The organism is Malikia sp., assembly GCF_028687635.1.
GTDB lineage: Bacteria > Pseudomonadota > Gammaproteobacteria > Burkholderiales > Burkholderiaceae_C > Malikia.
In genome coordinates this window covers 55,461-80,080 of the sequence record NZ_JAQTZS010000013.1, presented here as the reverse complement: position 1 = coordinate 80,080, position 24,620 = coordinate 55,461, and the positions used below count along the sequence as shown (strand labels likewise).

Genomic DNA, 24,620 nt, shown 5'->3' with positions numbered 1-24,620 from the left:
ATGAGCAAATCTGGAAATCTTTTGCGGATGTCGTCATGCGAATTCATTGCTTGTTGGCTGCGCGCTGCCTTCCTACGATCGTCAAAACGGCCTCAAGTCCAGCGGCTTGTGCCCCATTCCAGTCGGCGCTTCAGTGCACGACTTTGACGCTATCCAGGAAAGAAGCTCCACGATGACCAGTGACATCACGATTGAAAAATCGCTACCCCCGGCTGATACGGGGAGCCGCCTGAGCGTGGCCGAGCTCCAGCGCCGCGCGGCTGCGCTGCTGCCCCGGTTGCGCCTCGGCGCCGAGGAGCGGGAGCGCCACCGCATCCTGCCGCACGAGCCGATTCGTCGCATCGGCGCCGAAAAGCTGCTGACCTGGCGCATTCCACAGGCCCGGGGCGGCAGCGGGGCGTCGGTGCGCGACGTGATCCAGTTCGTCATCGATGTCGCCGCGGTGGACTCGAACGTGGCGCAGGCGCTGCGGCCCGGCTTCCTGTTCCTCGAAGGCCTGCTCGCCAGCGACGACGAGGCCGCCCGGCAACGCTGGCTGCCGCATTACCTGAATGGCGAGCTGTTCGGCAACGCGGGTTGGGAAGTGGGCGGCGCCAACGGTGCCATCAGCGCCAGTCTGGTGCGCGAAGGGGACCATTACCGGGCCAACGGCAGCAAGTATTACAGCACCGGCGCCTTGTACTCGGACTGGGTCAGCGCAGTGGCGATCGATGAAGCCGGGCGCGAGGTGCGCTTCATGCTGCCACGGGACCGCGAGGGCCTGGAGCTGATCGACGATTTCGATGCCATGGGACAGCGCCTGACGGCGAGCGGCACCACGAACCTCAACCACGTGCGGGTCCATGAAGAGGACATCGTGCCGCAGAACCTGTATGCCGGCGGGCACGGCCAGCGCAGCATCGTGACCCCTTACGCGCAGTTGTTCCTGGGCGCGGTCGAGGCCGGGATCGCGCGCAACGCGCTCGACGATGCGGTGGCATTCGCCCGCGACCATGCCCGTCCGATCAAGCACAGCACGGCCAGCCGCTCGGTCGACGATCCCTACGTGGAGTTCTCGGTCGGGGAGATCTCGGCGCGCGCCTTCGCGGCCGAGGCCGTGGTCCTGCAGGCCGCCGACAGCATCGATGCCGCCTGGGCGTCCGGCCTCGACGATGCCTCCATCACCCAGGCGGCGATCGACGTGGCGCAGGCCCAGTATGTGGCCGCCGAAGCGGCGCTCAAGGCCGCGGAACTGCTGTTCGACGTCGGCGGAGCTTCCACCACCGCACGCAAGCACAACCTGGACCGCCACTGGCGCAACGCCCGCACGGTGGCCAACCACAACCCGCGGCACTGGAAGGCGGCGGTGGTCGGTGCCTACCGGCTCAAGGGAACCGAGCCGCCGCATTCAGGCCTGTTCTGAATCGCACCCAGCCACGCCTCTCACCCAATATCCAGGAAAACAGCCATGATGACCGTCGATGTGACCCTTCGCGATGCCAGCGACACCGCCCTCGCGGCCTATGCCGACGAACTGGCGGCCGAGATCGCCAGCACGGCGCGCCAATACGACGAGTCGGGCGAATTCCCGCACGCGCATTTCGAACTGCTGCGCCAACGCGGCGCGCTCAAGCTGACGCTGCCCAAGGCGCTTGGAGGCGACGGTCTCTCGCTCTACCAGCTGCTGCTGTTCCAGGAGCGCCTGGCCAGGGGCAGCGGCTCCACCGCGCTGGCGCTGGGCTGGCACCTGATGGTCTTCGGCTACCTGAGCTTCGACCTCAAGTGGCAGCGCCCGGCCTTCGAGCGACTGTGCCGGGACGTGGTGCGGCGCGGCGACCTGGTCAACGTGCTGGTCACCGAGCGCGAGGCCGGCAACCTGCTGCGCGGCTCCCAACCGACCACCGTGGCGCGCCGGACCGGACAGGGCTATCTGATCCAGGGCCGCAAGGCCTTCTGCTCGGCGGCGCCCGGGCTCGGGCAGATGATCGTCTACGCCCTGGTCGAGGACGAGGGGCGGGTGGCGGAGTTCCTGGTGCCCAGGTCGGAACGCGTGCGCATCATCGAGAACTGGAACACGATCGGCATGCGCAGCACCGGCAGCCACGACATCGAGTTCGACCAGGTGCTGGTGCCCCACGACGCGCTGCTGAGCTACATCGACAAGGACCAGCCCAGCAGCTTCACCACCGGCAGCCGGGCCTTCGGCCTGCAAATCTCCGCGGTCTATCTGGGTATCGCGACGGCGGCGCGCGACTTCGCGCTCGATTTCGCCGACCGCTACCAGTCGCACAGCCTGGGCGGGCCGATCCTCGACGCGCCCCAGGTGCAGCAAAAGCTCGGCGAGATCGAGCTGCTGATCGGCGCGTCCAAGACCCTGCTCTATGGCCTGGCCGAGCGCTGGGAGCGCCACGACGCGATCAAGCACCGGCTCGACCACGAGGTCGCGATCACCAAGCATCAGGTGACGAACCAGGCGATCCGCATCGTCGAGCTGGCGATGGGCATCGTCGGCGGACATGCGCTGTCCAGGGAGCTGCCGCTGGAACGCTATTTCCGCGATGTGCAGTGCAGCCGCTACAACCCGCCCCAGGACGACATGGTCATCGCCAACCTGGCCCGATCCGCGACCGAAGGCCTGCGCGCGTCGCGTCAACCTGAGCCGGCCTCCTCAAGCAGCCACCCAGCCAGCGTGAGCCACCCCGATGCGGCTGGGGCTGAAACGGTGATCGATGTCACAGCGCCGGTCGAGGACCGGGAAATTCCGCTGGCCGCGTTGGTGGATTGAGCCTTCATCCCTCGCAACGCACCGCCTTCCATCGCGAACGTCATGACCCAGAAAAAACAACTCATCCTCAACGCGTTCAACGAGAACTGCGTCGGCCACATCAACCACGGCCTGTGGACCCACCCGCGCGACCGGACCACCGAATACAACACGCTGGAGTACTGGACCGGCATGGCCCGCACGCTCGAACGCGGCCTGTTCGACGGCCTCTTCATCGCCGACATCCTGGGCGTCTACGACGTCTACCAGGGCAACATCGACCTGACGCTCAGGGAGTCGGTACAGCTGCCGGTCAACGACCCGATGCTGCTGGTCTCGGCGATGGCGGCCGCGACCCGGCACCTCGGTTTCGGCGTCACGGTCAACCCGCTGTCCGAACATCCCTATCTGCTGGCCAGGCGCTTCTCGACGCTGGACCAGCTCACGCGCGGGCGCTTTGGCTGGAACATCGTGACCGGCTACCTCGACAGCGCCGCGCGCGCCATCGGCCAGCAGCGGCAACTGCTGCACGACGAGCGCTACGAGCGCGCCGACGAATGCCTCGACGTGCTCTATCAGCTGCTTGAGGGCAGCTGGGAAGACGATGCCGTCAAGCGGGACAAGGCGGCCCGGATCTTCGCCGATCCGGCTAAGGTGCATCAGGTGCGCCACCACGGCCGCTATTACGACGTCGAGGGCTATCACCTCTGCGAGCCGTCGCCGCAGCGCACGCCGGTGCTGTTCCAGGCCGGCACCTCGGGCCGGGGCCAGGTCTTTGCCGCGCGCCATGCCGAAGTGGTCTTCATCGGCGGCAACGACAAGGCCGCCGTGCGCCAGACCGTGCAGGAGCTGCGCAAGCAGGTGGTCAAGGCGGGCCGCCGCGCCGACGACCTCAAGATCGTGCTGGGCCTGACGCTGGTGCCGGCGGCCACCGAACGGGAGGCGCGCGACAAGCACGACGAGTATCTGCGCCATGCGAGTCCGGAGGCCGGGCTGGCGCATTTCTCGTCGAGCGTGGGCATCGACCTGTCGCGCCACGGGCTCGACGAGCCGATCGAGTCGGGCCAGACCAATGCGATCCAGTCCTCGGTGCGTGCGCTCCAGCAGCTGGGCGGCACCCGACGCAAGCTGCTGGAACATTTCAAGCTGGGCGGGCGTTACCCGGCCATCGTCGGCGACGGCAATCAGGTCGCGGATGAACTGCAGTCCTGGGCCGACGAGACCGGCATCGACGGCTTCAACATCACGCGCACCGTGGTGCCCGAGAGCTTCGAGGATGTCGTCGATTTCGTCGTGCCCGAGTTGCAGAACCGTGGCCTCTACAAGACCGCCTATGCCGAAGGCAGCTTGCGCCACAAGCTGTTCGGCCAGGGCGACCGCCTGCCCGAGCGCCATGCCGCCGCGCAGTTCCGCCAGCTCGCCTGAGCTTTCCCCCCCTCTGAACCCACAACAGGACCTCATCATGAAACTGACCCGTTTGCTGCTGACCGCCGTTTCTTCCCTGCTGCTGGTCTGCGCGGCGCAGGCCCAGACCCTCAAGATCGGCGCCTCGGCCGGTGTGCATGCCGATGCCCTGGCGGCGGCGGTGGCGGATGCCAGGAAGGCCGGCCTGGACGTGAAGATTGTCGAGTTCACCGACTGGACCACGCCCAACGAGGCGGTGGCCGCGGGCGATCTGGACCTGAACTACTTCCAGCACCAGGCCTTCCTGGACAACGCCATCCAGCAGCGCGGCTACAAGTTCGCCGTGGCCGGCATCGGCGTGCTGCCCAACATCGGTCTGTTCTCGTACAAGATCAAGCGCTTCGATGAACTGAAGGACGGCGCGAAAGTGGCCGTGGCCAGCGACCCGGTCAACCAGGGGCGCGGCCTGCTGCTGCTGGAAAAGGCCGGCCTGATCAAGTTGCGCGACGGCGCCGGCGCCAAGGTCAGCGTCAACGACATCGTCAGCAACCCGAAGAAGCTCAAGTTCGTCGAAGTCGAGGGTCCGCAGCTCGTGCGCGCCATCGACGACGTGGAGCTGGCGCAGGGCATTCCGGCGCATTTCGTGAGCGCGGGCAAGCCGCGGTTCGCCAGTGCCGGCCTGATCTACTCCGGGGCGGCTGACAGCTACTACGCGATCCGCTTCGTCTCCCGTCAGGACAACGCCAACGACCCGCGCATCAAGCAGTTCGTGAAGATTTTCCAGGAATCCAAGGCCGTGCGCGACCAGGTGCAGAAATCCTTCGGGGGAGACCCGAAGCTCTACACGCTGGCCTGGCTGAACAAGTAAGCCATCCATGTCGCCTTCACGGGCAACCACCAATGCCACGGCCTGCCCTGGCTGAAGGGAAAAGTGCAATGAGCGCCATCGATCTGACCTTAGGCTCCAAGTCCTTCTTTGTCCCGGCTCCCGAGGCCGCTCCGTACGCGCAACCCGCCGTGCCGGCTGGCACTGGCGCGTCGCTGCGCCCGGCGGCCGGCTCGGTGCGCTTCGAGCACATCGGCAAGACCTATCACTCGTCGGCCGGTCCGGTGACGGCACTGGCCGACATCGACCTCGAGATTCCGGCTGGCCGCATCTTCGGCATCATCGGCCGCAGCGGGGCGGGCAAGTCCAGCCTGCTGCGCACCATCAACCGGCTCGAACAGCCCTCCGCCGGTCGCGTGCTGGTGGACGGCGAGGACATCAGCCGCCTCGACGAGAACGGACTGGTCGCGCTGCGCCGCCGCATCGGCATGATCTTCCAGCATTTCAACCTGCTGTCGGCCAAGACCGTGTTCGACAACGTGGCGCTGCCGCTGCGCGTGGCGGGCGTGCGCGAGGCGCAGGTGCGCCAGCGCGTCAACGAACTGCTGGAGCTGGTCGGGCTCAAGGGCAAGGAAAACACCTACCCCGGTCGCCTGTCGGGCGGGCAGAAGCAGCGCGTGGGCATCGCGCGCGCGCTGGTGCACCACCCCGAGATCCTGCTGTGCGACGAGGCCACTTCGGCGCTCGACCCCGAAACGACCCAGTCCATCCTGGCGCTGCTGCGCGACATCAACCGCCAGCTCGGCCTGACGGTGGTGCTGATCACGCACGAGATGGGCGTGATCCGCGAGATCTGCGACCAGGTGCTGGTGCTGGAGCAGGGCCGCATCGCCGAAACCGGGCCGGTCTGGTCGGTGTTCGGCGATCCCCGGCACGACGCCACGCGCGCGCTGCTGCGTCCGCTGGAGCACGACCTGCCGCAGGACCTGCCGCAGAGGCTCTCGCTGCAGGCGCCAGCGAGCGGGTCGTACCAGCGGGTGCTGGAACTCGTTTTTACCGGCCAGGGCCGGATCGAACCCGACCTCGACCGCATCGCCGGCGCGCTCGGCAGCCGGGTGCGGCTGCTGCATGGCGGCGTCGATCGCATCCAGGGCCATACGCACGGCCGGCTGCTGATCGCCACCGCCGCCCAGGGGCCTGCCGCCGCCGAGCTGGTCCAACAACAACTCTGCCACCACGCCAAGGAGCTCGGATATGTCGCCGATCATGTATGAACGCCTCTGGGAGGCCCTGCTCGACACGCTGCTCATGGTCGGTGCCTCGGGGCTGATCGCGCTGGTCGCGGGCATTCCGCTGGCCGTGTTGCTGGTGCTGACATCGCCGGGCGGGGTGCTGCAAGCGCCACGCTTCAACCGGATCGCGGGCAGCGTCGTCAACGCCTTCCGCGCCACGCCCTTCATCGTGCTGCTGGTGGCGCTGATCCCGCTGACGCGACTGATCACGGGCACGACGATCGGCATCTGGGCCGCCGTGGTGCCGCTGTCGATCAGCGCCACGCCGTTCTTCGCGCGCATCGCCGAGGTCAGCCTGCGCGAGGTCGAGCACGGACTGATCGAGGCCGCCCAGGCCATGGGCTGCCGGCGCTGGCATATCGTGCGCCATGTGCTGCTGCCCGAGGCGCTGCCCGGCATCATCGGCGGCTTCACGATCACGCTGGTGTCGATGATCGGTGCCTCGGCCATGGCCGGCGCCGTGGGCGCTGGCGGGCTCGGCGACCTGGCGATCCGCTACGGCTACCAGCGCTTCGACACGACGGTGATGATCGCGGTGATCGTGGTGCTGATCGCCCTGGTCAGCCTGGTGCAGTTCGCGGGCGACTTCTGGGTCGGGCGCTTGCGAGCACGCTGATGGACGCCATGAAGTAAAAGGAGCGAGGCCCTTTTCACGCCAGCGCGATGGTCCTGCGGGCCTCGATGGTCGGGCCTTTTTCGTCGGTCCACATCATCACGAGTTCACCGGCTTCGCGGGCGAGGAAGGTGAATTCCAGGTAGGGGTTGGGCGAGATGTTGATGCCAGGCTCCCAGCTCAGGAGCAGGTGAGGACCGAATCTTGCCTCGAATCGACTGATGATGTGGCGCGGGCGAAGCTGGCCGTTGGCGTCCAGGCGCAGGCCGCTTTCCATCGGATGTTCGACCTGGGCGCGCACGCGCACCAGCTCGCCCTTGGCGGGCTTGAGGTTGCTGACCCAGACGCGGGGCGGTTTGGTACTCATATGGCGATCTCCTTTACATCCCGCAGCCGCTGGCGGCGACGGTGACGGCCTGGCGGGCAACCAGGATGCGGCCATCGCTCATCAGGGCCAGCGCGTGGACGGTTTGCGACTGGCTCAGGCGCAGGCGGACGGCGACTTCCGTCGTGCCGGAGATGGCGGAGAACTGCAGGCGGCAGGTCAGCGGGGCCGGGTTGAGTTCGGCCAGCAGGATCAGTTCCTTGCAGTAGTGGCTTTCCGTGACGGGGGCCGTCAGCAGGACGCCCACCGGCACCGCGCTCGGGTTGTCGGCGAGCACCGGCAGGTCGAGCTTGAGCCCGCCCTCGATCGGCTTGGCCTTGCCGACAAACGCCGCCCACTGGCGCCGGAACTCGGCCGGGTTGGGCTCCAGCAGCCTGGACTGGGCTGGCCGGGCCGGGGGTTGCGCCCAGGCCGCCGGCAGCGCCAAGGCAGAACCCAGCAGGGTGCCGCCCGCGACAAAATCTCGTCGTTTCATCGCGCGCTCCGTCAGATGGCCAGGAAGTCCTGGAACTTCCCGTTGATCCAGTCGAAGTCTTCCTTCACCATGTCGGCGGTACGCACATCGACGTCGATCTGGGTCTGGTTGACCTGGCCAGCCTGATCCACCTCGTATTCGAACTTCACGGAGATTTCCTCCATCGGCTCGATGTTCACCATCATGTAGCAGAGGTTGTCCGGCAGGCGGGCGATGACCGGCTTGCCGGCGACGCGCTCGGCGATGTTCTGGGCGACGATCTTGCCGATGTAGTTGGCGACATGGCCGCTCTTCGGGTAGTGGCCGAACTGCGGCGAGATGGCGCCCATCAGGTCGCCGACGAAATACACGCTGTCATCGCTGTTGGCGGTAAACAGGCGCGGGTTCATGTCGGCCCAGCCGGTCGGCTTGCCGGTGGCGTCGGTACCGATCAGGCCGGCGTGCCGCACCATGTCGGCCGCCTGGTGCGGCGGCATGAGGATGGCGTCGTCGAATTCGAATTCACCGGCGGTCGTCTTGATGCGCTTCTTGAACGGATCGAGTTCCTGCACCTTGGCATTCGGCACATGGGTGATGATGTCCGGATACAGCTCGCGGAAGGCGGTCTGGTAGCCCATGCTGATCGGCGCCACCTTCGGCTTGGGATCCAGGATCACGATCTTGCCCGGGATCTTGTTCTTCTTGATGTGCGCCGCGATCAGGCAGGCCCGCTCATAGGGCGAGGGCGGGCAACGGTGCGGCGGCGGCGGCAGCGTCATGACGATGGTGCCGCCCTTGAATTCCTTGATCTTGCGCTTGAGGGCGAACATCTCGGCGTTCGGGATATAGGCCGAGGGGAAATGCTCGCGGGTGTAGTCGATGGCGCGCTGGTCGTTGCCGAACCAGGCGTCGTAGGCATTGCGGATGCCGCCGGACAGGATCAGGAAGTCGTAATCGAGCGCGCCCATGGCCGTGTACACCAGCTTGCGGTCGCGGTCAAAGCCGATGACTTCGGTCTGGATCAGCTTGTAGCCGTACTGGTTGGCCGGGCGCTGCATGTCGTGGTTCACGAAGTCCGTCGACACGATATCGAGCAGCCACTTGTTGCTCATCGGGCCCGACCAGAAGGTGGGGTTGCGCTCGAGCAGGATCACGTCCGAATTCGGCACCAGCTCGCGCAGGTAGCGGGCGGCTGTCATGCCGCCCCAGCCGCCGCCGCAGATCACGATGCGCGGCTTCTTGCCCGCGCGCGGCAGGAGGCGGTTGTTGAGGGTGAGCAGCGCCGGCGCCGCCGGTGCGGCCGGCGTGGCCAGCGAGGGCAGCGACAGGGAGGCCATGCCCGCTGTCAGGGCGAGCTTGGAGGGTGTCAGCAGGAGTTCACGACGTTTCATTGGTAGTTACTTTTTAATAAATGTATTTTTTATGGCGAGGCCAATGCAGGCTCCGATAATAATCCCGCCGCAGGCCGGCAAGCTGGCCAGGGCGAGGGTGGACAGGCCCGACAGGCCCTGGCCGATGGAGCAACCCACGGCCAGTACCCCGCCAAAGCCCATCAGCAGGCCGCCGGCAAGATAGCTGAGTAGTGGCCTGGGCGCCTCGAAGCCTTCCAGCACGAAATTGCGCGAGACCAGCGCCGTGACACCCGCCCCGGCCAGCGTGCCCGACACGATCGCCGGCCCCAGGCTGAACGCCCGCCCGACCGCCAGCTGGACATACAGCAGTGATTCCGCCACCGGGCCGATGAAGCTCAGCGAGGTCGGTGGCACCGGATCGAACTCGTCCACCCCGACATGGGTCGTGATCCACCAGCCCAGCGTGACCAGCAGGCCGACTGCCACCGCCATGGCCGCCTCGCCAGGGGCGCGGCGCAACAGCCCGCCACGCAGGGCAAAAAACAGCAGGGCCATCACCGGCAGGCCCGCGCCCAGCAGCAGCGCCGGCCCGGTCGCCAGGCCCTGGCTGGCCAGGTAGGCCGGCAAGGAAGCCGCATCGAGGCTCACCTGGCCGAGCTGGAGCCACTGTCGCAGCGGCACCAGCACGCCCGTCAGCGACGCCTGTGCCGCCAGCCCCAGGCCGGCCAGCACCACCAGCGCGCGCAGGTTGCCACCGGCCAGCAGCACCAGCGCCCGGGCGCCGCAACTGCGCGCCAGGCTCATGCCCAGGCCGAACAGCAGGCCGCCGATCAGCAGCCCGCCCGCGGCGAATTCCGTGCGCAGCAACACCGTCTGCGACAGATCGATCTCATGGATGGCGGCCAGATACTGCGTCGTAGCCATGGCGGTGGCCAGCGCCAGCGCGAAGGCGCGCAGCGCCGGTGCCGCCGCATCGCCCCGCAGTCGCTGCCGCAGTCCACGCAGCAAGCACAGGCGCCCCAAACGGGCCGACACGCCAAAGCCGCAGCCCAGCAGGAAACCCGCCCACAGCAGGCTCATGCCTCAGGCTCCCCAGACATCGGCGCTGATGGACGCATACCAGGCATCGCCATGGGCCGCCTCGGCGGCACGGAAGGCGGGCGTCGCCGCCAGCGGGCTGACGCCGCCCGAGCCGGGGACCTCGATCATCTTGCCTTGCTCCGGCCGATAGACCCCGGCCACCGAGATGCCATGGCCCGGGGCCAGCAGGCTGTAGCATGTGTTGGCGTACACTGCGGGCGGCAGGGGCTGGCCCGTCAGTTCCGCCGCGATGGCCGCCGCCGCCATCTTGCCTTGCATGTTGGCGGAAAAGGCCGATTTCGGCATCGGCGCGGCCAGCGTCGCGTCGCCCAAGGCGTAAATGCCCGGCGCCCGGGTGGTCTCGAAGCTCTCCGGCCTCACCGGCACCCAGCCGCTCGCATCCACCACGCCGGCCCGCTGCGCGATCCAGCCCGCCTGCTGCGGCGGGATCACGTTCAGGACGTCCGCCCGATGGGTCTGGCCGAAGGCCGTCCGCACGGTCAATGCCTGGGCATCGACGCTCATCACCCGGCCGTCGTCGGCCAGGCCCACCCATTCCACCATCTCGCCGTAGAGCGCCTTCCAGCCTTGCTGGAACAGCGGTTTCTTCGAGAAATTGTCCTTGGCATCCAGCAGCAGCACCTTGGAGCGCGGCTTGTGCTGCTTGAAGTAATGCGCCACCAGCGCCGCCCGCTCGTAGGGGCCAGGCGGGCAACGGAACGGGTTGTCCGGGATCACCATCACGAAGGTGCCGCCATCGGGCATGGCTTGCAGTTGCCGGCGCAGCAGCTGCGTTTGCGGCCCGGCCTTCCAGGCGTGCGGGGCGTGTTGCGCGGCCGCCTCGTCGTAGCCGGCCAGCGCGTTCCAGCGCATGTCGACGCCCGGCGAGAGGACCAGGCGGTCCCAGGCCAGTTTGTCGCCCGTCGACAGCGTGACCGTGCGCCCATGCGCGTCCACGTCCTGCGCCGAGGCCTGGATCACCTCGATGCCGGCCGCCCGCAAGCCGTCAAAGCCGTGGCCCAGGCTTTGCCAGTCACGCAGGCCGGCCAGGTAGAGATTGGAGAACGGGCAGGTGTAGAAGCGCGGCGCCGGCTCGATCAGCGTCACCCGCACGTCCGGGGCGCGCATTTTCAGGTAGCGGGCCGCCGTGGCCCCGCCAAACCCGCCGCCCACCACCACCACGCGGGCGGCGGTCGATTGCGCGCGCACCAGCGCCGGCATGGCCAGCGTCATTCCGCTGGCGGCCAGCGTCTTCAGCGTCTCGCGGCGCGATAGCGTGCTCATCGCTTGCCCTCCGCCGCAAACCACTTGGCCAGCGCCTCGATTTGCGGCCGGTCGTAGCCCTTCATCAAGCGTGTCATCACCGTCACCTCCTCGACCTTGCCTTCGTGGAAGGCCAGCAAGCTGGCGCGCAGGCTGCTTTCCGACTGGCCGCGCAGGGGCGGGATGCCCGCCGATCCATTGCCGTCCGGGCCATGGCAATTGGCGCAAGACCCGGTCAGCACCGAGACGGCCTCGGGCGGCAACTCCGCCGCCGATCCCGCCAGCGACGGGCCAAGGTACAGCAGGGCGGCCAGGGGGAGGCAGCGAAAAATGCGCTCAAGCATCATCAGTCCAGGAAAATCAGGGGGTTCGGTCAGGTTCAAGCTGTACTGGCGGTACAGACAGTGATCTCTAGCCAAAGAGGTGATTATCCCGGTCCTTGGCGAGGCGTGAGCGTAGCACGCTCGCCATGCGCCGCAGTGCGCGGTACTGCCGTCAAGCCTGATCAAGCCCTGGCGAGCAGGCGGCTGGCGTTGTCGTGGAAGAACTTGTCCAGCACGCTGTCCCTGAAGCCGAGCCGCCGCGCATCCTCGATGCTCTGTCTGATCGGGCGGAACGGGTAGGACGAGCCGAACAGCAGCTGCTCCGACAGGAAACCGTTGGCGGCGTCGACCAGCAGCTCGCTGCCCGGCAGGAACAGGTACATGTCGGGCACCAGGAAGACGTTTTCGTGCCGGAAGGCGACGCCGAGCAGTTGCTGCACGTTGGGCCAGTAGCCGTGGTAGGCCACGAGGCGCAGCTGCGGAAAATCGGCCGCCACCCGCGCCAGCGGCGCCGGGTCGTTGTAGCGCTGGTCGGGCGTGGTCGGACCCGACATCAGGAAGGCCGGCACGCCGAGTTCGGACAGCCGCTCGTAGATGGGGTAGAAGACGCGGTCGTCCGGATGGCGCGCCGGAGCGCCGAAGCCGGGCTCCAGGTTGACCCCGGCCAGCCCGAGATCGTTGACGATCCGGTCGACCTCGGCCAGCGTGGCTGCGCCGAGCAGCTCCGGGTCCACCGCGCCGACGCCGACCAGCCGCTGGTCCGAACGCACGATCTGGTGGATGTGGTCGTTGGGCAGGTGCTGCGCGGGCGTGTGGCGTCCCACCACCACCGCCTGGCTCAGGCCGGCGTCGGTGATCTCGGCCAGGAAGCCCTCGTGGGTGCGCGAGCGCGCGTAATGCTCGTCGTCGCCCCGGGTGCCGACGCGGCGATTCAGCCAGCGCGCGGTCTCGTTGGCCGCCGTGCCCGGCGTCGCGCCGAAGAAGTCGTGCAGGTAGGCGGGCCGGCAGCGCATGTCGATCACGTTCATGCGACCTTCCTCAGTTCGGTTTTTTCGGTGGCGCGCACGTCGAAGGCGCCGCCGGTCATGGTCTGGTCGCGCAGCGTGACCGGCTGCTTGCCCGGCAGCAGCGGGAACACCAGCTCGGCGAAGCGGATCGCTTCCTCCAGGTGCGGGTAGCCCGACAGCACGAAGCTGTCGACGCCGAGATCGACATATTCCTTCAGGCGCGCGGCCACCGTTTCGAGGTCGCCGACCAGCGCGGTGCCGGCACCGCCGCGCACCAGGCCGACGCCGGCCCACAGGTTGGGGCTGATTTCGAGCTTGTTGCGGTCGCCGCCGTGCAGTTCGGTGATGCGCTTCTGGCCGACCGAGTCCATCCTGGCGAAGTTGGCCTGCGCGGTCTGGATTTCCTCGTCGGTCAGCTTGCTGATCAGGTGCTCGGCGGCGGCCCAGGCCTCCGCGTTGGTTTCGCGCACGATGACCTGCAGCCGCACGCCAAAGCGCACGGTGCGGCCGTGCCTGGCGGCGCGCGCGCGCACATCGGCGATCTTCTCGGCCACGGCGGCGGGCGGCTCGCCCCAGGTCAGGTAGGCATCGACATGCTGGGCCGCCAGTTCATGCGCGGCCGGCGAGGAGCCGCCAAAGTAGAGCGGCGGGTAGGGCTGGCTGACCGGCGGGAAATGGTTCCTGGCACCCTCGATCTGGAAATGCTTGCCGTCGAAGTCGACTTGCTCGCCCTGCAGCAGGCGGCGCCAGACGGTCAGGAACTCGTCTGCCACCTCGTAGCGCTCGTCGTGCGAGAGGTGGACGCCCTCGGCGGCGAATTCGGTGGCATCGCCACCCGCCACCACGTTGAGCAGCAGCCGGCCCTTGAGCGCCTGGTCCAGCGTCGCGGCCTGACGCGCCGAGGCCGTCGGCCCGCTGACCGAGGTGCGCAGCGCGACCAGCAGCTTGATGCGCTGGGTCACGGGAATCAGGCTGGCGGCCGTCACCCAGGGGTCGAGGCAGGAACTGCCGGTCGGGATCAGCAGGCCGTCGTAGCCCAGGCTTTCGGCCGTGACGGCGATCTGCCTCATGTAGTCGTTGGTGGCGGGGCGACCGAAATCGGACTTGCCGAGGTAGCGGGTGTCGCCCGAGGTGGGCAGGAACCAGAAGATGTCGAGGCTCATGATGCGATCTTTCAGGAATAGGAAGTGGGTTCGGGGAAGGCGCCGGTCAGCGCATGGCGGCCGAGGTCGCGCAGCTTGTAGTCGATCGGGTCGTGCAGGGTGTGGACGCGCGCGTTGCGCCAGAAGCGGTCGAGCCCGAAGCGCGACGAGGTCGCGCTCGCGCCCGTCAGCTCGAACAGCTGGCTGCTGACCTCGATCGCGGCGCGGTGGGCGACCGCCTTGGCCTCGGCGACCGCGATCGCCACCCGGCCACGGTCCGCCGCCGTGACGGCATCGCCCAGCGCGAGCGCCTGGTCGATGGCCTGTGCCGCGATATCGGCCAATACCTCGGCCGGCCGTACCAGCACCGCGAGCTGGCCGTAGCGCTGTTGCACATAGGGGTCGTCGATCGCGCGGCTGACGCCGGCAGCGAAGAAGGGCCGCGATGAGTCGCGCGTGTAGCGCAGGCCTTGCTCCAGCGCGCCACGGGCGATGCCGACGTAGAGGTTGGTCAGGATCAGTTGCGCCATCTGGGACCGCAGCGTCGCGCGCGGCGTTGCCTGCTCGCCGGGCCGTACCAGCACCTCGTGCGGCTCCAGCCGCACCTGGTCGAAGGTGACGCTGCCGCTGTCAGTCTGCTTCTGGCCGAAGGCATCCCAGTCACCGCGGATCGTGACGCCGGCGCGGTCGCTCGGCAGCGCGCCGATCAGCAGGCTCTGCGTCGGTTCGTGCCAGGCCGAGAAGGTCAGGCGGTCGGATCCGACCGAGCCCGAGCAGTAGCTCTTGGGGCCGCTGATGCGCCAGCCTTCGCCATCCTCGGTCGCGAGCGCGCGCTTGTCGTTCGGGTTCAGCGCATTGCCCCAGAACAGGCGCTGCTCGACCGTGGGGCGCAGGAAGAATTCGTGCTGCTCGGGCTTGCCATAGAGCAGGACCGTGGCGACCTGCAGGTGGTGGAAGGCATAGAGATGCGCCAGCGAGCTGTCGGCCTGGGCGATGCGGCGCAGTCCGGCATAGAAGGTCTGCCACGACTGGCCCCAGCCGCCTTGGGCGCGCGGCGTCGTGAGGTCGAGCAGGCCGCTGGCGCGGATCAGCTCGCGCTCGGCGGCGGCGTGGCCGCCCGCGCGGTCGCGCTCGACCGCGTTGGTGGCGAGCAGCTGCGCGAGTGCTTCTGTGCGGCGTTCGATTTCCGCCAGCGATGGAACCGCATGTCCAGATGGTTGAGTGGCTGAATCGGTGAGAAGCATCTTGGTGTGGATCGGTGAGATATGAATCCAGTCTAGGAGCCGGCCACCGATTCACCAACGAAGTTTTCCGCCTGTGTTTATGCGCGAAACGGTTATGAAAAAAGCCTGCCGATCGGCAGGCCGGGCGAACCATCAAGCGCTTGCGGCGTGGAACTGCCGCCGCTGGTGCGGGTCGATGAACGACAGCCGCTGCGCCTCGCCCTCGCCGAGGTAGAAGCGCCGCACGTCGCCGCGCGCGCGCAGCGTCTCGGCGCTGCCGTCGAGCACCACCCGGCCGGTCTCCAGCACGTAGCCGTGGTGCGCGTATTCGAGCGCGATCGCAGCGTTCTGCTCGGCCAGCAGGAAGCTGACGCCGTCCTGCTCGTTGAGCTGCCTGATTCCCTCGAAGATCTCGTGCACCACGATCGGCGCCAGGCCCATCGACGGCTCGTCGAGCAGCACCAGTCGAGGCCTGGCCATCAGCGCGCGCCCGATGGCGACCATCTGCTGCTCGCCGCCCGAGGTGTAGCCGGCCTGGCTGCGCCGGCGCTCCTTCAGGCGCGGAAAGCGCTGGTACACCTGCTCCAGCGACGCCTTGAGGTCGGCGCGGCTGGGCCGGCGCACGAAGGCGCCCAGCCTGAGGTTGTCCTCGACCGACAGATGGGCGAACACATGCCGGCCTTCCAGTACCTGCGACACGCCGAGCTCGACCAGCCGGTGCGGCGCCAGGCCCGTGACCTCGCGGCCGTCCAGGCGCACGCGGCCGGCGACGATGGTGCCGCGCTCGGCGCCGAGCAGGCTGGAGGCCGCCTTCAGCGTGGTGGATTTGCCCGCGCCGTTGGCGCCGAGCAGGGCGACGATCTCGCCCCTGGGCACGCGCAGCGAGACGCCGCGCAACGCGACGATCACGCCGTCATAAGCCGCCTCGACCGCATCGAGTTCGAGCAGGGCGGGCACTGGTCCGTCTGTCACGCGCATGGCAGGGCTCCCGGGCATTACCTGGCCGCCAATTCCTTGGCGCAGTCGCGCGGGGTGATGCCCTTTTCCTTGGCGTACTTGGCGGAAGACTCCTCGATGATCGGGCGCAGCAGCGCGCGATCGGCCTGCACCCAGTCGCTGATCAGTTTCCAGCCCTTGCCATCCCATTGCTGGAAGCGCACCGCGCCGCCGCCTTCGTGGTCGGCGCAGCTGAGCTTTAGCTTCTGCAGCAGGCCGCTGGCGCCGAGCTGCTTGAGGCGGGCATCGTCGATGTGGATGTTCTCGAAGCCCCAGCGCACTTCCTCGCCGCTCAGCGCGCGCTTGCCGAACTTCGCCTGCGCGACGCGCACCGCCTCGACGTTGAGGATGCCGTTGACCACGCCGAGGTTGTAGTAGACATTGCCGAAGCGTTTCGGATCGGCCAGGTTGCCCTTGCCGGCATCGACCACGTGCTTCCTGATGTCCTTGAGCACCGGGAATTCGGTGCCGGACGGGTGGGTGGTGATCGAGATATAGCCCTTGGCGGCGTCGCCGGCCGGCGCGGCATCATCCTCGGAGTTGCTCCAGATGTTGCCGATCACCTTGTTGGCCGGGAAGCCCACCTTCTGCGCGTTCTTGAGCGCCACCGGGTTCATCACGCCCCAGCCGCGCAGGATCACCCAGTCGGGTTTTTCCTTGCGGATGGTCAGCCACTGCGACTGCTGCTCGTTGCCAGGGTGCGGCACCTCGACATGCTGGACCTGGAAGCCGTACTTCCTGGCCAGGATGTCCAGCACCGGGATGGTTTCCTTGCCGTAGGGCGAGCCGTGGTAGAGCGTGACGATCTTCTTGCCCTTGAGCTGGTCGAGGCCGCCGCTTTGCTGGCCGATGTAGTTGACGATCGCGGACACCTCGCTGTAGGGGTTGAGCTGCAGCGGGAAGACATAGGGGAAGACGCGGCCGTCGGTCGAATCGGTGCGGCCATGGTTGATCGTGATCAGCGGCAGCTTGTCCGCGGTCGAACGCTCCAGCGTCGCGTAGGCGATGCCGACCGACAGCGGGTTGGTGGCGGCAGCGGGGGCGCCGTTGAGGCCCTTCTTGAGGCGCTCGTAGCACTCGACGCCCTTCTCGACCACGTATTCGGTCTCGCATTCGCTCCAGCTGAACTTGACGCCGCCCACGCCGCCATCGCGCTGGTTGACGAGCTGCAGGTAGTCGATGAAGCCACCGAAGAAGCCGGTGCCGCCGGCGGCATAGGGGCCGACGCGGTAGCTTTGCAGCGGGAAATACTGCTCGCTGGGGGCCTTGGTCTGCGCCTGCGCGCCGACCGAAGCCAGGCCGACGGCTGCTGCCAGCGCGGTCAGGTGCAGTAGGCGATGGAATCGGTTTTTCATTGGGTTCACTCCTGAATGGGGGGATGGGGGGTGCTGGAATTCGGGCGACGGCTTCAGGCGGTCGGTTTCGAGGTCCGGCCGGGCCGGCTGGCCCAGGCGCGAGCGACGAGGCGGGCCAGGCCCTCGGGCTCCTTGATGAGCAGCCAGATGATCAGGCTGCCCAGAACGATCTTCTGGGCGTTCTCGACGTTGGCCGGGTCGATCAGCCCGCCGAGGAACTGCGCCGCCAGGTGGGACAGCAGGATCGGGAACAGCACGATGAAGGCCGCGCCGAGGAAGGCGCCGCTCAGGCTGCCGAGGCCGCCGATGATGATGATGGACAGGAGCTGGAACGAGCGCGTCAGGTCGAAGCCGTGCGGCTCCACCGTGCCGACATAGGCAAAGGCCCACAGCGCGCCGGCCACGCCGAGGTAGAAGGAGCTGATCGCGAAGGCCTGCAGCTTGACGCGGCGCACCGGGATGCCGATCACGGCCGCGGCCGTGTCCATGTCGCGCACGGCCATCCAGTTGCGCCCGGTCGCGCTGGTGACCAGGTTGCGCGCGACCCAGGTCAGCGCCACCACGACCGCGAGCGTGAACAGGTAGCGGCCCGAGGGCGAGCTGAAGTCGAGCCCGAACAGCTCCAGCCTGGGCGCCGAGATCACGCCCGACGGGTTGTGGTTGGAGAACCAGCCGAACTTGACCAGCACCCACTGGACGAAGAACTGCGCCGCCAGCGTCGAGACGATCAGGTAGAAGCCCTTGATCCGGATCGAGGGCAGGCCGACCAGCACGCCGAACAGCGCGGCGACGAGACCGCCGAGGACCAGGCTGACCGGCAGCGGCAGCCAGGGCTGGCGCAGCGCGAAGTTGTAGGTGGCGAAGGCGCCCACCGCCATGAAGGCGGCCGATCCGACCGAGAGCTGGCCGGTGTAGCCGGTCAGCAGGTTCAGGCCCAGGCCCGCGAGCGCGAAAACGAGGAAAGGCACCAGCACGGCGGAGAACCAGTAGTCGTTGCCCAGTCGCGGCACGACCAGGGCCGCGAACAGCAGGCCGGCGATCCAGCCCCATTTCGGACGGCGCGGGGCTGCGACGGGTGGCGCCGGCTGCAGCGGCGCCGGCAGCTCGGAAGTCAAGGTGTGGCTCATGGTGTCTCGGTTCAGATGCGCTGGACGGTGCGCTCGCCGAACAGGCCGTAGGGCCGGTAGAACAGGAAGGCCAGCGCGAGGAAGTAGGGGAACCAGTTCTCGATGCCGCCGCCGAAGAAGGGGCCGATGTAGACCTCGGCCAGCTTTTCGCTCGCGCCCACGATGAGCCCGCCGACGATGGCGCCGGCAATCGACGAGAAGCCGCCGATGATCAGCACCGGCAGTGCCTTGAGCACCACCAGCGAGAGCGAGAACTGCACCCCGGTGCGCGCGCCCCAGAGCAGGCCAGCGACCAGCGCCACGGTGGCCGCTGCCGACCAGACCAGCGCCCAGACGCGCTCGATATGGATGCCGATCGCGAGCGCGGCGAGCGGGTCGTCGGCGACCGCGCGCAGCTTGAGTCCGGCCCTTGTCCGGTTGAATGCCAGGCTCAGCAGGCCGACCAGCAGCGCGGCGGTGGCGGCGGCGAACAGGTCGAACTCGCTGACGAAGACGCCGGCCAGATCCAGCGGCTTGTCATCGATGCCGAGCTCGAGCTGGTGCACCTGCGCGCCCCAGAGCCATTGGGCGAGCCCCTCGACGATGAAGCTCAGGCCCAGCGTGGCCATGAACAGCACGATCGGCGGCCGGTTGATCAGCGGCTTGAGCACCACCTGGCCGACGGAGCAGGCGATGGCGATCATCGCGGCGAGCGTGAGCAGCAGGGCGAGCCAGGCGTCGAAGCCGCGCTCGACCAGGCTCACATAGGTCAGCGCGGCGAACAGCACCAGCGAGCCCTGCGCGAAGTTGAACACGCCCGATGCCTTGTAGATCAGGACGAAGCCGATCGCGACCATGGAATACATGACCCCCGCGAGCAGCCCGCCGATCAGGACCTCGATGAAGAATTCCATGAATTCGTCTCCAGTGTGGACGCGGCGCTCAGTGCACCGCGCCGATGTAGGCGGCGATCACGTCGGGCTGCTCGCGCACCTCGGCGGGCAGTCCGTCGGCGATCTTGCGACCGTAGTCGAGCACGACGACCCGGTCCGAGATGTCCATCACGACGCCCATGTCGTGCTCGATCAGCACGATGGTCGTGCCCAGCCGCCGGTTGACCTCGACGATCAGGCGGGCGAGTTCGTGCTTGTCGGACGCGTTCATGCCGGCCATCGGTTCGTCGAGCAGCAGCAGGCGCGGCTCGGCGGCCAGCGCCCGGGCCAGCTCGACGCGCTTCTGCAGGCCGTAGGGCAGCTGGCCGACCGGGGTGTCGCGGTAGCGCTGGATCCGCAGCAGTTCGAGCATGGAATCGGCCTGCGCGCGCTGCGCGGCTTCCTCGCGGCGTGCGCCGGGCAGACGCAGCGCGTGCGCCAGGGCGGTGCTCCTGGTCTTGAGGTTGAGTCCGGTCAGCAGGTTCTCGATCACGCTCATGCCCTTGAACAGCGCGAGGTTCTGGAAGGTGCGCGCGATCCCCAGTTGCGCGGCCTGCTCGGGCAGGAGCCGTGGGTAGCGTTCTCCCGCCCATTCGATATGGCCCGCCGCCGGTCGGTAGACCCCGTTGATGACGTTGAGCAGCGAGCTCTTGCCCGCGCCGTTGGGGCCGATGACGGAGAGCAGCTCGCCCTGGTGGACCGTGAAGCTGATGTCGCTGACCGCCTTGACCCCGCCGAAGCGCACGGTGATGCCTTCGAGCCTCAGCAGCACGGGATGCCCGCTGGCGTTGGCTGGCGACGATGGATGCGGGTAGCGCGAATGGCTCATGGTCTGTTCCAGGGCGGCCTGCCGTCTCAGGCGGCCTTCCGCAGGCGGCGCTCCTCGAGCTCGCGCACCAGCGGCAGCACCTTCTGGCCGAAATACTCGACTTCCTCGATGAAGTGCAGGTAGCCGGTCAGCACCAGGTCGACGCCGACATCCTTGAGCGCCAGGATGCGCTCGGCGATCTGCTGCGGCGTGCCGATCAGGTTGGTGCGGAAGCCGTCGTTGTACTGGACCAGGTCCTCGAAGGTCGACTTGGCCCAGTTGCCCTCGCCCTCGGGCGAGGCCTTGCCGGCCTGCTTGACCTCGTGACCGAAGGCGTTGACGGCTTCGGGATCGGCTTGCTCGACGATCTCGGCCAGCACCTGCCGGGCTTCCTCTTCCGTGTCACGGGCGATCACGAAGGCATTGACACCGATCTTGACCGTGCGGCCTTCGGCCTCGGCCTTGGCGCGGATGTCGTCGATCTGGGCCTTGATGCCCTCGGGCGTGTTGCCGTTGGTGAAATACCAGTCGGACACGCGCGCGGCCATGTCGCGCGCGGCGCGCGAGCTGCCGCCCTGGAAGATCTCGGGCTGCGGGTCGAGCGGCTTCGGACGCAGCGTGTAGTCGTTGAAGCGGTAGAAGTCGCCGCTGAAGCTGAAATTGTCCTGGCTCCAGATGCCGCGGATGGCGCGGATGAACTCCTCCGAGCGGCGGTAGCGCTCGTCGTGGTCCAGCCAATGCTCGCCGATCGCGTTGAACTCGCCCCGGAACCAGCCGCTGACGATGTTGACCGCGATGCGGCCGTGGGTCAGGTGGTTGATGGTGGCGACCTGCTTGGCCAGCAGGGCCGGTGTCCAGGGACCCGGCAGGATCGCGGCGATCACCTTCAGGCGCTCGGTCGAGGCCAGCAGCGCATGGGTGAACGACACCGATTCATGCTGGTACTCGGCGCCATAGCCGGCGGTGAAACGGATCTGGCTCAGCGCATAGTCAAAGCCCGCCTTCTCGGCCGTCTGCGCCAGGCGCCGGTTGTAGTCGATGTCCCAGTGGGTGCGCTGCTCGATCTTGCTGATCACGAGTCCGCCGCTGACGTTGGGGACCCAGTAGGCAAACTTGATGTGCTCGCCGGTGGGGATTCTGCTGGTGCTCATGGCTATCTCCTGCTGAAAGAATGGGCTGGCCTGCGTTCAGGCCTGACATGAATGAAACGGGGCTGGCGAGCGTTCAGGCGGCGCGCTTGAGCAGGGCGTCGGTCGAGCCGGTCTGGCGCAGCACCTGGGCTGCCTGCGCGGCCGCCTCGTTGATGCGCTCCTGCAGCGCGAGGCTGCTGACCTCGTACCCCGCCAGCTCGGCCTCCGAGGCGTAGACGGCGGTCGGGATGGTGTGGGCGCGGAAGAAGCCGAACAGGGGGCGCAGCTGGTGCTCGACCACCAGCGCGTGGCGGTCGCCGCCGCCGGTCGCCGCCAGGATCACGGGGGTGTCGACCAGCGTGTCGATGCCGACGAAGTCGATCACATGCTTGAACAGGCCCGTATAGCTGCCCTTGTAGACCGGGCTCGCGGCGATGACGAGATCGGCCTGCTCGATCTGGTCGAGCGCCGACAGCGCTGGCGCGTCAAGCTGGTCCTTGAGGACGGCGGCGCCGAAGCGGGTGCCGAGCTTGGACAGTTCGACCAGCTTGACATCCACGGCCACCTGGGTGGCCAGCGCCTTGACGATGGCGTCGACCAGGACCTGGGTCCGGGACTGGGTGCTGGTGCTGCCGACGAGGGCGGTGATTCGGTAGGGGCGGCTCATTGCGGTTCCTGATGATTGGATGTGATGGATGCTAGCCAGCGGCCGGAATTAATCCAACGATCTATTCCAAATCTGGATATCAGGAAACGGTTTCCGAATATGGATATTCGAAATTCGGATAAGTGGAGTGCCTGGCTTGAGCTGCGCCCTGATTCATCAGGGAGCGAATATGCAACTGAGTTTTTCTCGCTTCACGCCGCAATATGTCTCGCCGAAGATAGCCCAATTCATCATTCGGAGGTGCGTCATGCATGAATTGAGCAACTTTCATCCCAGCCGCCGCAGGCTTGCTGCAGCGGTCTTCGACTTCGACCGCGCCTCGGTGCATCTGCTGACCCGGTTCAAGGTCAGTCTGTCATCCGTCACCGAGCTCGACGCCGGGACGATTCCCATCAACTTGCCTTGAGACGAGCATGAACATCGATGACATCCCGCCGCATTACCTGTCCAGGGAAGGCTTGCCGCCCGACAACGGCATGACCCCGCTGGAATGGGCCACCTATCTCGTGGTGGCGGCTGCCATTGCGGGATTCGGCCTGTCTTGCTTGTTTTTGTAATTTGAAGATTCGCTTTTCTTCGTTTACCAAGCATGGGCGAATGCGGATGATTCGTCCATTCGCTCACAGGCCCCGATGTCAAACGGGCCGCACGTCAAACAAGGAAAGCCCATGTCGACCCGCAACAACCTGCAACGCCGTCTCCTGCTCAAGACCTTCGCCGCCACCAGCGCCCTCGGTGTCAGCGGCCTCGCGCTGGCCCAGGCCGGTGCCGCGAAAGCCCCGCGCGTGCTGCGCATCGGCTACCAGAAGGGCTGGCTCTCGATCCTCAAGGCCCGTGGCACGCTGGAAAAACGGCTGGCCCCGCTGGGCGCCAGCGTGAGCTGGACCGAGTTCACCGCCGGTCCGGTGCAGCTTGAAGCGCTCAACGTCGGCTCGATCGACTTCGGCGATGTCGGCGAAGCGCCGCCCATCTTTGCCCAGGCCGCGGGCGCGCCGCTGGTCTATGTCGGCTCCAGCAATCCGCGCCCCAAGCTGGAGGCCGTCGTCGTGCCCAAGGACTCGCCCATCCGCAGCGTGGCCGATCTCAAGGGCAAGAAGATCGCCTTCAACAAGGGCTCCAACGTGCAGTACCTGATCGTCAAGCTGCTGGAAAAGCATGGCCTCAAGTACAGCGACGTGCAGCCGGTCTTCCTGCCGCCGGCCGACGCGCGCGCCGCCTTCGAGCGCGGCGCGGTCGATGCCTGGGCGATCTGGGACCCCTTCCTCGCGGCGGCCCAGAAAACGCTCGGCGCCCGGGTCCTGGCCGACGGCACGGGCGTGGTCAGCAACCGCTGGTACTTCTTCAGCTCGCGCGAGTTCGCCACCCACAACACCGACCTGCTGCGCATCGCGCTGGAAGAAATCGACAAGATCGATCGCTGGGTCGAGAAGAACAAGCCCGCCGCCGCGCAGGAGCTCTCCAGGATCCTGGGTCTGGATCAGGCGATCACCGAGCTGTGGATCAGCCGCACGACCTTCGGCGTGGTGCCCGTCAAGGGGGATGTGCTGGCCGAGCAGCAGGCGATCGCCGACGCCTTCTTCGACCTCAAGCTGATTCCCAGGTCGCTCAACCTGCGGCATGCCGCCCCGGTCAGCCTGAACTGAGCGCGAGGGAACACCCATGAGCCTGTCCACCTCCGCCCGCCTGGCCGAAATCACGCTCGCCGAGATACCGGCCGGTCCTTCCACTTCCCTGCTGCGGCCCTTGCTCGCGCGCATCGGCAGGCCGTTGCTGCCCTGGTTGTTGCCCCTGGTACTGATCGTCGCGTGGCAGCTGGCCGCGTCGCGCGGCTGGCTCTCGACCCGCGTGTTGCCGGCGCCGCTTGATGTCGGCCGGGCCGCATGGCAGCTGACCATTTCAGGCGAGCTCTGGACCCATGTCCGGATCAGTGCCGGCCGCGCCCTGCTGGGGCTGGCGGTCGGTGGCGGCCTCGGCCTGGTGCTGGGCCTGCTGACGGGATCGGTGCGCTGGATCGAGACCCTGCTCGACTCGACGATCCAGATGATCCGCAACATCCCGGCGCTGGCGCTGATTCCGCTCGTGATCCTGTGGTTCGGCATCGACGAGACGGCCAAGCTGTTCCTGATCGCGATCTCGGTCTTCTTCCCGATCTACATCAACACCTTCCACGGCATCCGCAACGTCGACCCGGGCCTGATCGAGATGGGGCGCACCTACGGCCTGAGCCGCTGGGGCCTCTACACCCAGGTGGTGCTGCCGGGCGCGCTGTCCTCGATCCTGGTCGGCCTGCGCTTCTCGCTCGGCCTGATGTGGGTGATCCTGATCGTGGCCGAGACCATCTCGGCCCAGGCCGGCATCGGCTACCTGACCATGAACGCGCGCGAATTCCTGCAGACCGACATCGTGCTGGTCGGCATCCTGCTCTACGCGCTGCTGGGCAAGCTCGCCGACCTGTTCGCGCGCGGCCTCGAACGCTACTGGCTGCGCTGGCACCCTGGCTACCAGTGACGCGACCGATA

At 67.4% G+C, this 24,620-nt stretch carries 26 protein-coding genes; 10 read left to right on the top strand and 16 right to left on the bottom strand.

Features of this window, described 5'->3' with window-relative positions; genetic code table 11:
- The first annotated feature begins 172 nt into the window (after positions 1 to 172).
- The 6 genes from PHR85_RS09765 (at position 173) to PHR85_RS09740 (ending at position 6,881) form a co-directional block, all read left to right on the top strand.
- Positions 173 to 1,402 carry an acyl-CoA dehydrogenase family protein gene (locus PHR85_RS09765; protein WP_300053641.1) on the top strand — a complete coding sequence of 410 codons (1,230 nt, stop codon included), beginning with the start codon at positions 173 to 175 and terminating at the stop codon, positions 1,400 to 1,402.
- 45 nt (positions 1,403 to 1,447) lie between these two features.
- Entirely contained in the window at positions 1,448 to 2,764 is a 1,317-nt protein-coding gene (locus PHR85_RS09760) for an acyl-CoA dehydrogenase family protein (RefSeq protein ID WP_300053639.1), read from the top strand.
- Positions 2,765 to 2,806: 42 nt separating this feature from the next.
- Positions 2,807 to 4,168: an LLM class flavin-dependent oxidoreductase gene (locus PHR85_RS09755; protein ID WP_300053637.1), complete on the top strand. Its 1,362-nt coding sequence runs from the start codon at positions 2,807 to 2,809 to the stop codon at positions 4,166 to 4,168.
- A gap of 37 nt (positions 4,169 to 4,205) precedes the next feature.
- On the top strand, positions 4,206 to 5,015 hold the full coding sequence (locus PHR85_RS09750) for a MetQ/NlpA family ABC transporter substrate-binding protein (RefSeq protein ID WP_300053634.1): 810 nt from the start codon (positions 4,206 to 4,208) through the stop codon (positions 5,013 to 5,015).
- A 68-nt stretch (positions 5,016 to 5,083) separates the two neighbouring features.
- A complete protein-coding gene (locus PHR85_RS09745) occupies positions 5,084 to 6,247 on the top strand; it encodes a methionine ABC transporter ATP-binding protein (protein ID WP_300053631.1) in 1,164 nt (387 codons plus the stop codon).
- Positions 6,228 to 6,881, top strand: coding sequence for a methionine ABC transporter permease (locus PHR85_RS09740; protein WP_300053628.1), 654 nt, complete (start codon positions 6,228 to 6,230; stop codon positions 6,879 to 6,881). Before PHR85_RS09745 ends, PHR85_RS09740 begins: the two co-directional genes overlap by 20 nt.
- A gap of 34 nt (positions 6,882 to 6,915) precedes the next feature.
- Here the strand turns inward: PHR85_RS09740 and soxZ are convergent, their stop codons facing one another.
- The 16 genes from soxZ to msuE all read right to left on the bottom strand — a co-directional run bounded on the left by soxZ (position 6,916) and on the right by msuE (position 22,101).
- Positions 6,916 to 7,245, bottom strand: a complete 330-nt coding sequence (gene soxZ / locus PHR85_RS09735) for a thiosulfate oxidation carrier complex protein SoxZ (protein WP_300053625.1) — start codon at positions 7,243 to 7,245, stop codon at positions 6,916 to 6,918.
- A 13-nt stretch (positions 7,246 to 7,258) separates the two neighbouring features.
- Complete coding sequence (locus PHR85_RS09730) at positions 7,259 to 7,738, bottom strand: thiosulfate oxidation carrier protein SoxY (protein WP_300053622.1); 480 nt, start codon at positions 7,736 to 7,738, stop codon at positions 7,259 to 7,261.
- Positions 7,739 to 7,749: 11 nt separating this feature from the next.
- On the bottom strand, positions 7,750 to 9,108 hold the full coding sequence (locus tag PHR85_RS09725; protein ID WP_300053619.1) for an FAD/NAD(P)-binding oxidoreductase: 1,359 nt from the start codon (positions 9,106 to 9,108) through the stop codon (positions 7,750 to 7,752).
- A gap of 6 nt (positions 9,109 to 9,114) precedes the next feature.
- Positions 9,115 to 10,149 (bottom strand): YeeE/YedE thiosulfate transporter family protein, encoded by a 1,035-nt coding sequence (locus tag PHR85_RS09720; RefSeq protein WP_300053618.1) that lies wholly within the window; start codon positions 10,147 to 10,149, stop codon positions 9,115 to 9,117.
- A gap of 3 nt (positions 10,150 to 10,152) precedes the next feature.
- Entirely contained in the window at positions 10,153 to 11,433 is a 1,281-nt protein-coding gene (locus PHR85_RS09715; RefSeq protein WP_300053615.1) for an NAD(P)/FAD-dependent oxidoreductase, read from the bottom strand.
- A complete protein-coding gene (locus PHR85_RS09710; protein ID WP_300053612.1) occupies positions 11,430 to 11,795 on the bottom strand; it encodes a c-type cytochrome in 366 nt (121 codons plus the stop codon). Before PHR85_RS09710 ends, PHR85_RS09715 begins: the two co-directional genes overlap by 4 nt.
- Positions 11,796 to 11,917: 122 nt before the next feature.
- Positions 11,918 to 12,763, bottom strand: coding sequence for an amidohydrolase family protein (locus PHR85_RS09705; RefSeq protein WP_300053609.1), 846 nt, complete (start codon positions 12,761 to 12,763; stop codon positions 11,918 to 11,920).
- Positions 12,760 to 13,905: an FMNH2-dependent alkanesulfonate monooxygenase gene (gene ssuD / locus PHR85_RS09700; protein WP_300053606.1), complete on the bottom strand. Its 1,146-nt coding sequence runs from the start codon at positions 13,903 to 13,905 to the stop codon at positions 12,760 to 12,762. The genes PHR85_RS09705 and ssuD overlap by 4 nt, the downstream gene beginning before the upstream one ends.
- A gap of 11 nt (positions 13,906 to 13,916) precedes the next feature.
- Positions 13,917 to 15,128, bottom strand: coding sequence for an acyl-CoA dehydrogenase family protein (locus PHR85_RS09695; protein ID WP_300053604.1), 1,212 nt, complete (start codon positions 15,126 to 15,128; stop codon positions 13,917 to 13,919).
- 132 nt (positions 15,129 to 15,260) lie between these two features.
- Positions 15,261 to 16,085 (bottom strand): ABC transporter ATP-binding protein, encoded by an 825-nt coding sequence (locus PHR85_RS09690; protein WP_300053602.1) that lies wholly within the window; start codon positions 16,083 to 16,085, stop codon positions 15,261 to 15,263.
- A 17-nt stretch (positions 16,086 to 16,102) separates the two neighbouring features.
- Entirely contained in the window at positions 16,103 to 17,458 is a 1,356-nt protein-coding gene (locus PHR85_RS09685; RefSeq protein WP_300053600.1) for an ABC transporter substrate-binding protein, read from the bottom strand.
- 53 nt (positions 17,459 to 17,511) lie between these two features.
- Positions 17,512 to 18,585, bottom strand: a complete 1,074-nt coding sequence (locus PHR85_RS09680) for a branched-chain amino acid ABC transporter permease (RefSeq protein WP_300053597.1) — start codon at positions 18,583 to 18,585, stop codon at positions 17,512 to 17,514.
- 11 nt (positions 18,586 to 18,596) lie between these two features.
- On the bottom strand, positions 18,597 to 19,478 hold the full coding sequence (locus PHR85_RS09675; RefSeq protein ID WP_300053594.1) for a branched-chain amino acid ABC transporter permease: 882 nt from the start codon (positions 19,476 to 19,478) through the stop codon (positions 18,597 to 18,599).
- A gap of 28 nt (positions 19,479 to 19,506) precedes the next feature.
- Entirely contained in the window at positions 19,507 to 20,325 is an 819-nt protein-coding gene (locus PHR85_RS09670) for an ABC transporter ATP-binding protein (protein ID WP_300053591.1), read from the bottom strand.
- 26 nt (positions 20,326 to 20,351) lie between these two features.
- Entirely contained in the window at positions 20,352 to 21,455 is a 1,104-nt protein-coding gene (sfnG, locus tag PHR85_RS09665) for a dimethylsulfone monooxygenase SfnG (RefSeq protein ID WP_300053589.1), read from the bottom strand.
- Positions 21,456 to 21,528: 73 nt separating this feature from the next.
- The gene (gene msuE / locus PHR85_RS09660) at positions 21,529 to 22,101 is read right to left on the bottom strand and encodes an FMN reductase (protein WP_300053586.1); all 573 of its coding nucleotides are present in this window, start codon (positions 22,099 to 22,101) and stop codon (positions 21,529 to 21,531) included.
- Positions 22,102 to 22,237: 136 nt separating this feature from the next.
- On the opposite strand from msuE, the gene PHR85_RS09655 reads away from it, so the two are divergent.
- The 4 genes from PHR85_RS09655 to ssuC all read left to right on the top strand — a co-directional run bounded on the left by PHR85_RS09655 (position 22,238) and on the right by ssuC (position 24,609).
- Positions 22,238 to 22,507 carry a hypothetical protein gene (locus PHR85_RS09655; RefSeq protein WP_300053583.1) on the top strand — a complete coding sequence of 90 codons (270 nt, stop codon included), beginning with the start codon at positions 22,238 to 22,240 and terminating at the stop codon, positions 22,505 to 22,507.
- A 7-nt stretch (positions 22,508 to 22,514) separates the two neighbouring features.
- Complete coding sequence (locus PHR85_RS09650) at positions 22,515 to 22,658, top strand: hypothetical protein (protein WP_300053581.1); 144 nt, start codon at positions 22,515 to 22,517, stop codon at positions 22,656 to 22,658.
- A gap of 111 nt (positions 22,659 to 22,769) precedes the next feature.
- Positions 22,770 to 23,744, top strand: coding sequence for a sulfonate ABC transporter substrate-binding protein (locus tag PHR85_RS09645; RefSeq protein WP_300053578.1), 975 nt, complete (start codon positions 22,770 to 22,772; stop codon positions 23,742 to 23,744).
- 22 nt (positions 23,745 to 23,766) lie between these two features.
- Positions 23,767 to 24,609 carry an aliphatic sulfonate ABC transporter permease SsuC gene (ssuC, locus tag PHR85_RS09640; protein ID WP_300053671.1) on the top strand — a complete coding sequence of 281 codons (843 nt, stop codon included), beginning with the start codon at positions 23,767 to 23,769 and terminating at the stop codon, positions 24,607 to 24,609.
- Positions 24,610 to 24,620 lie beyond the last annotated feature (11 nt).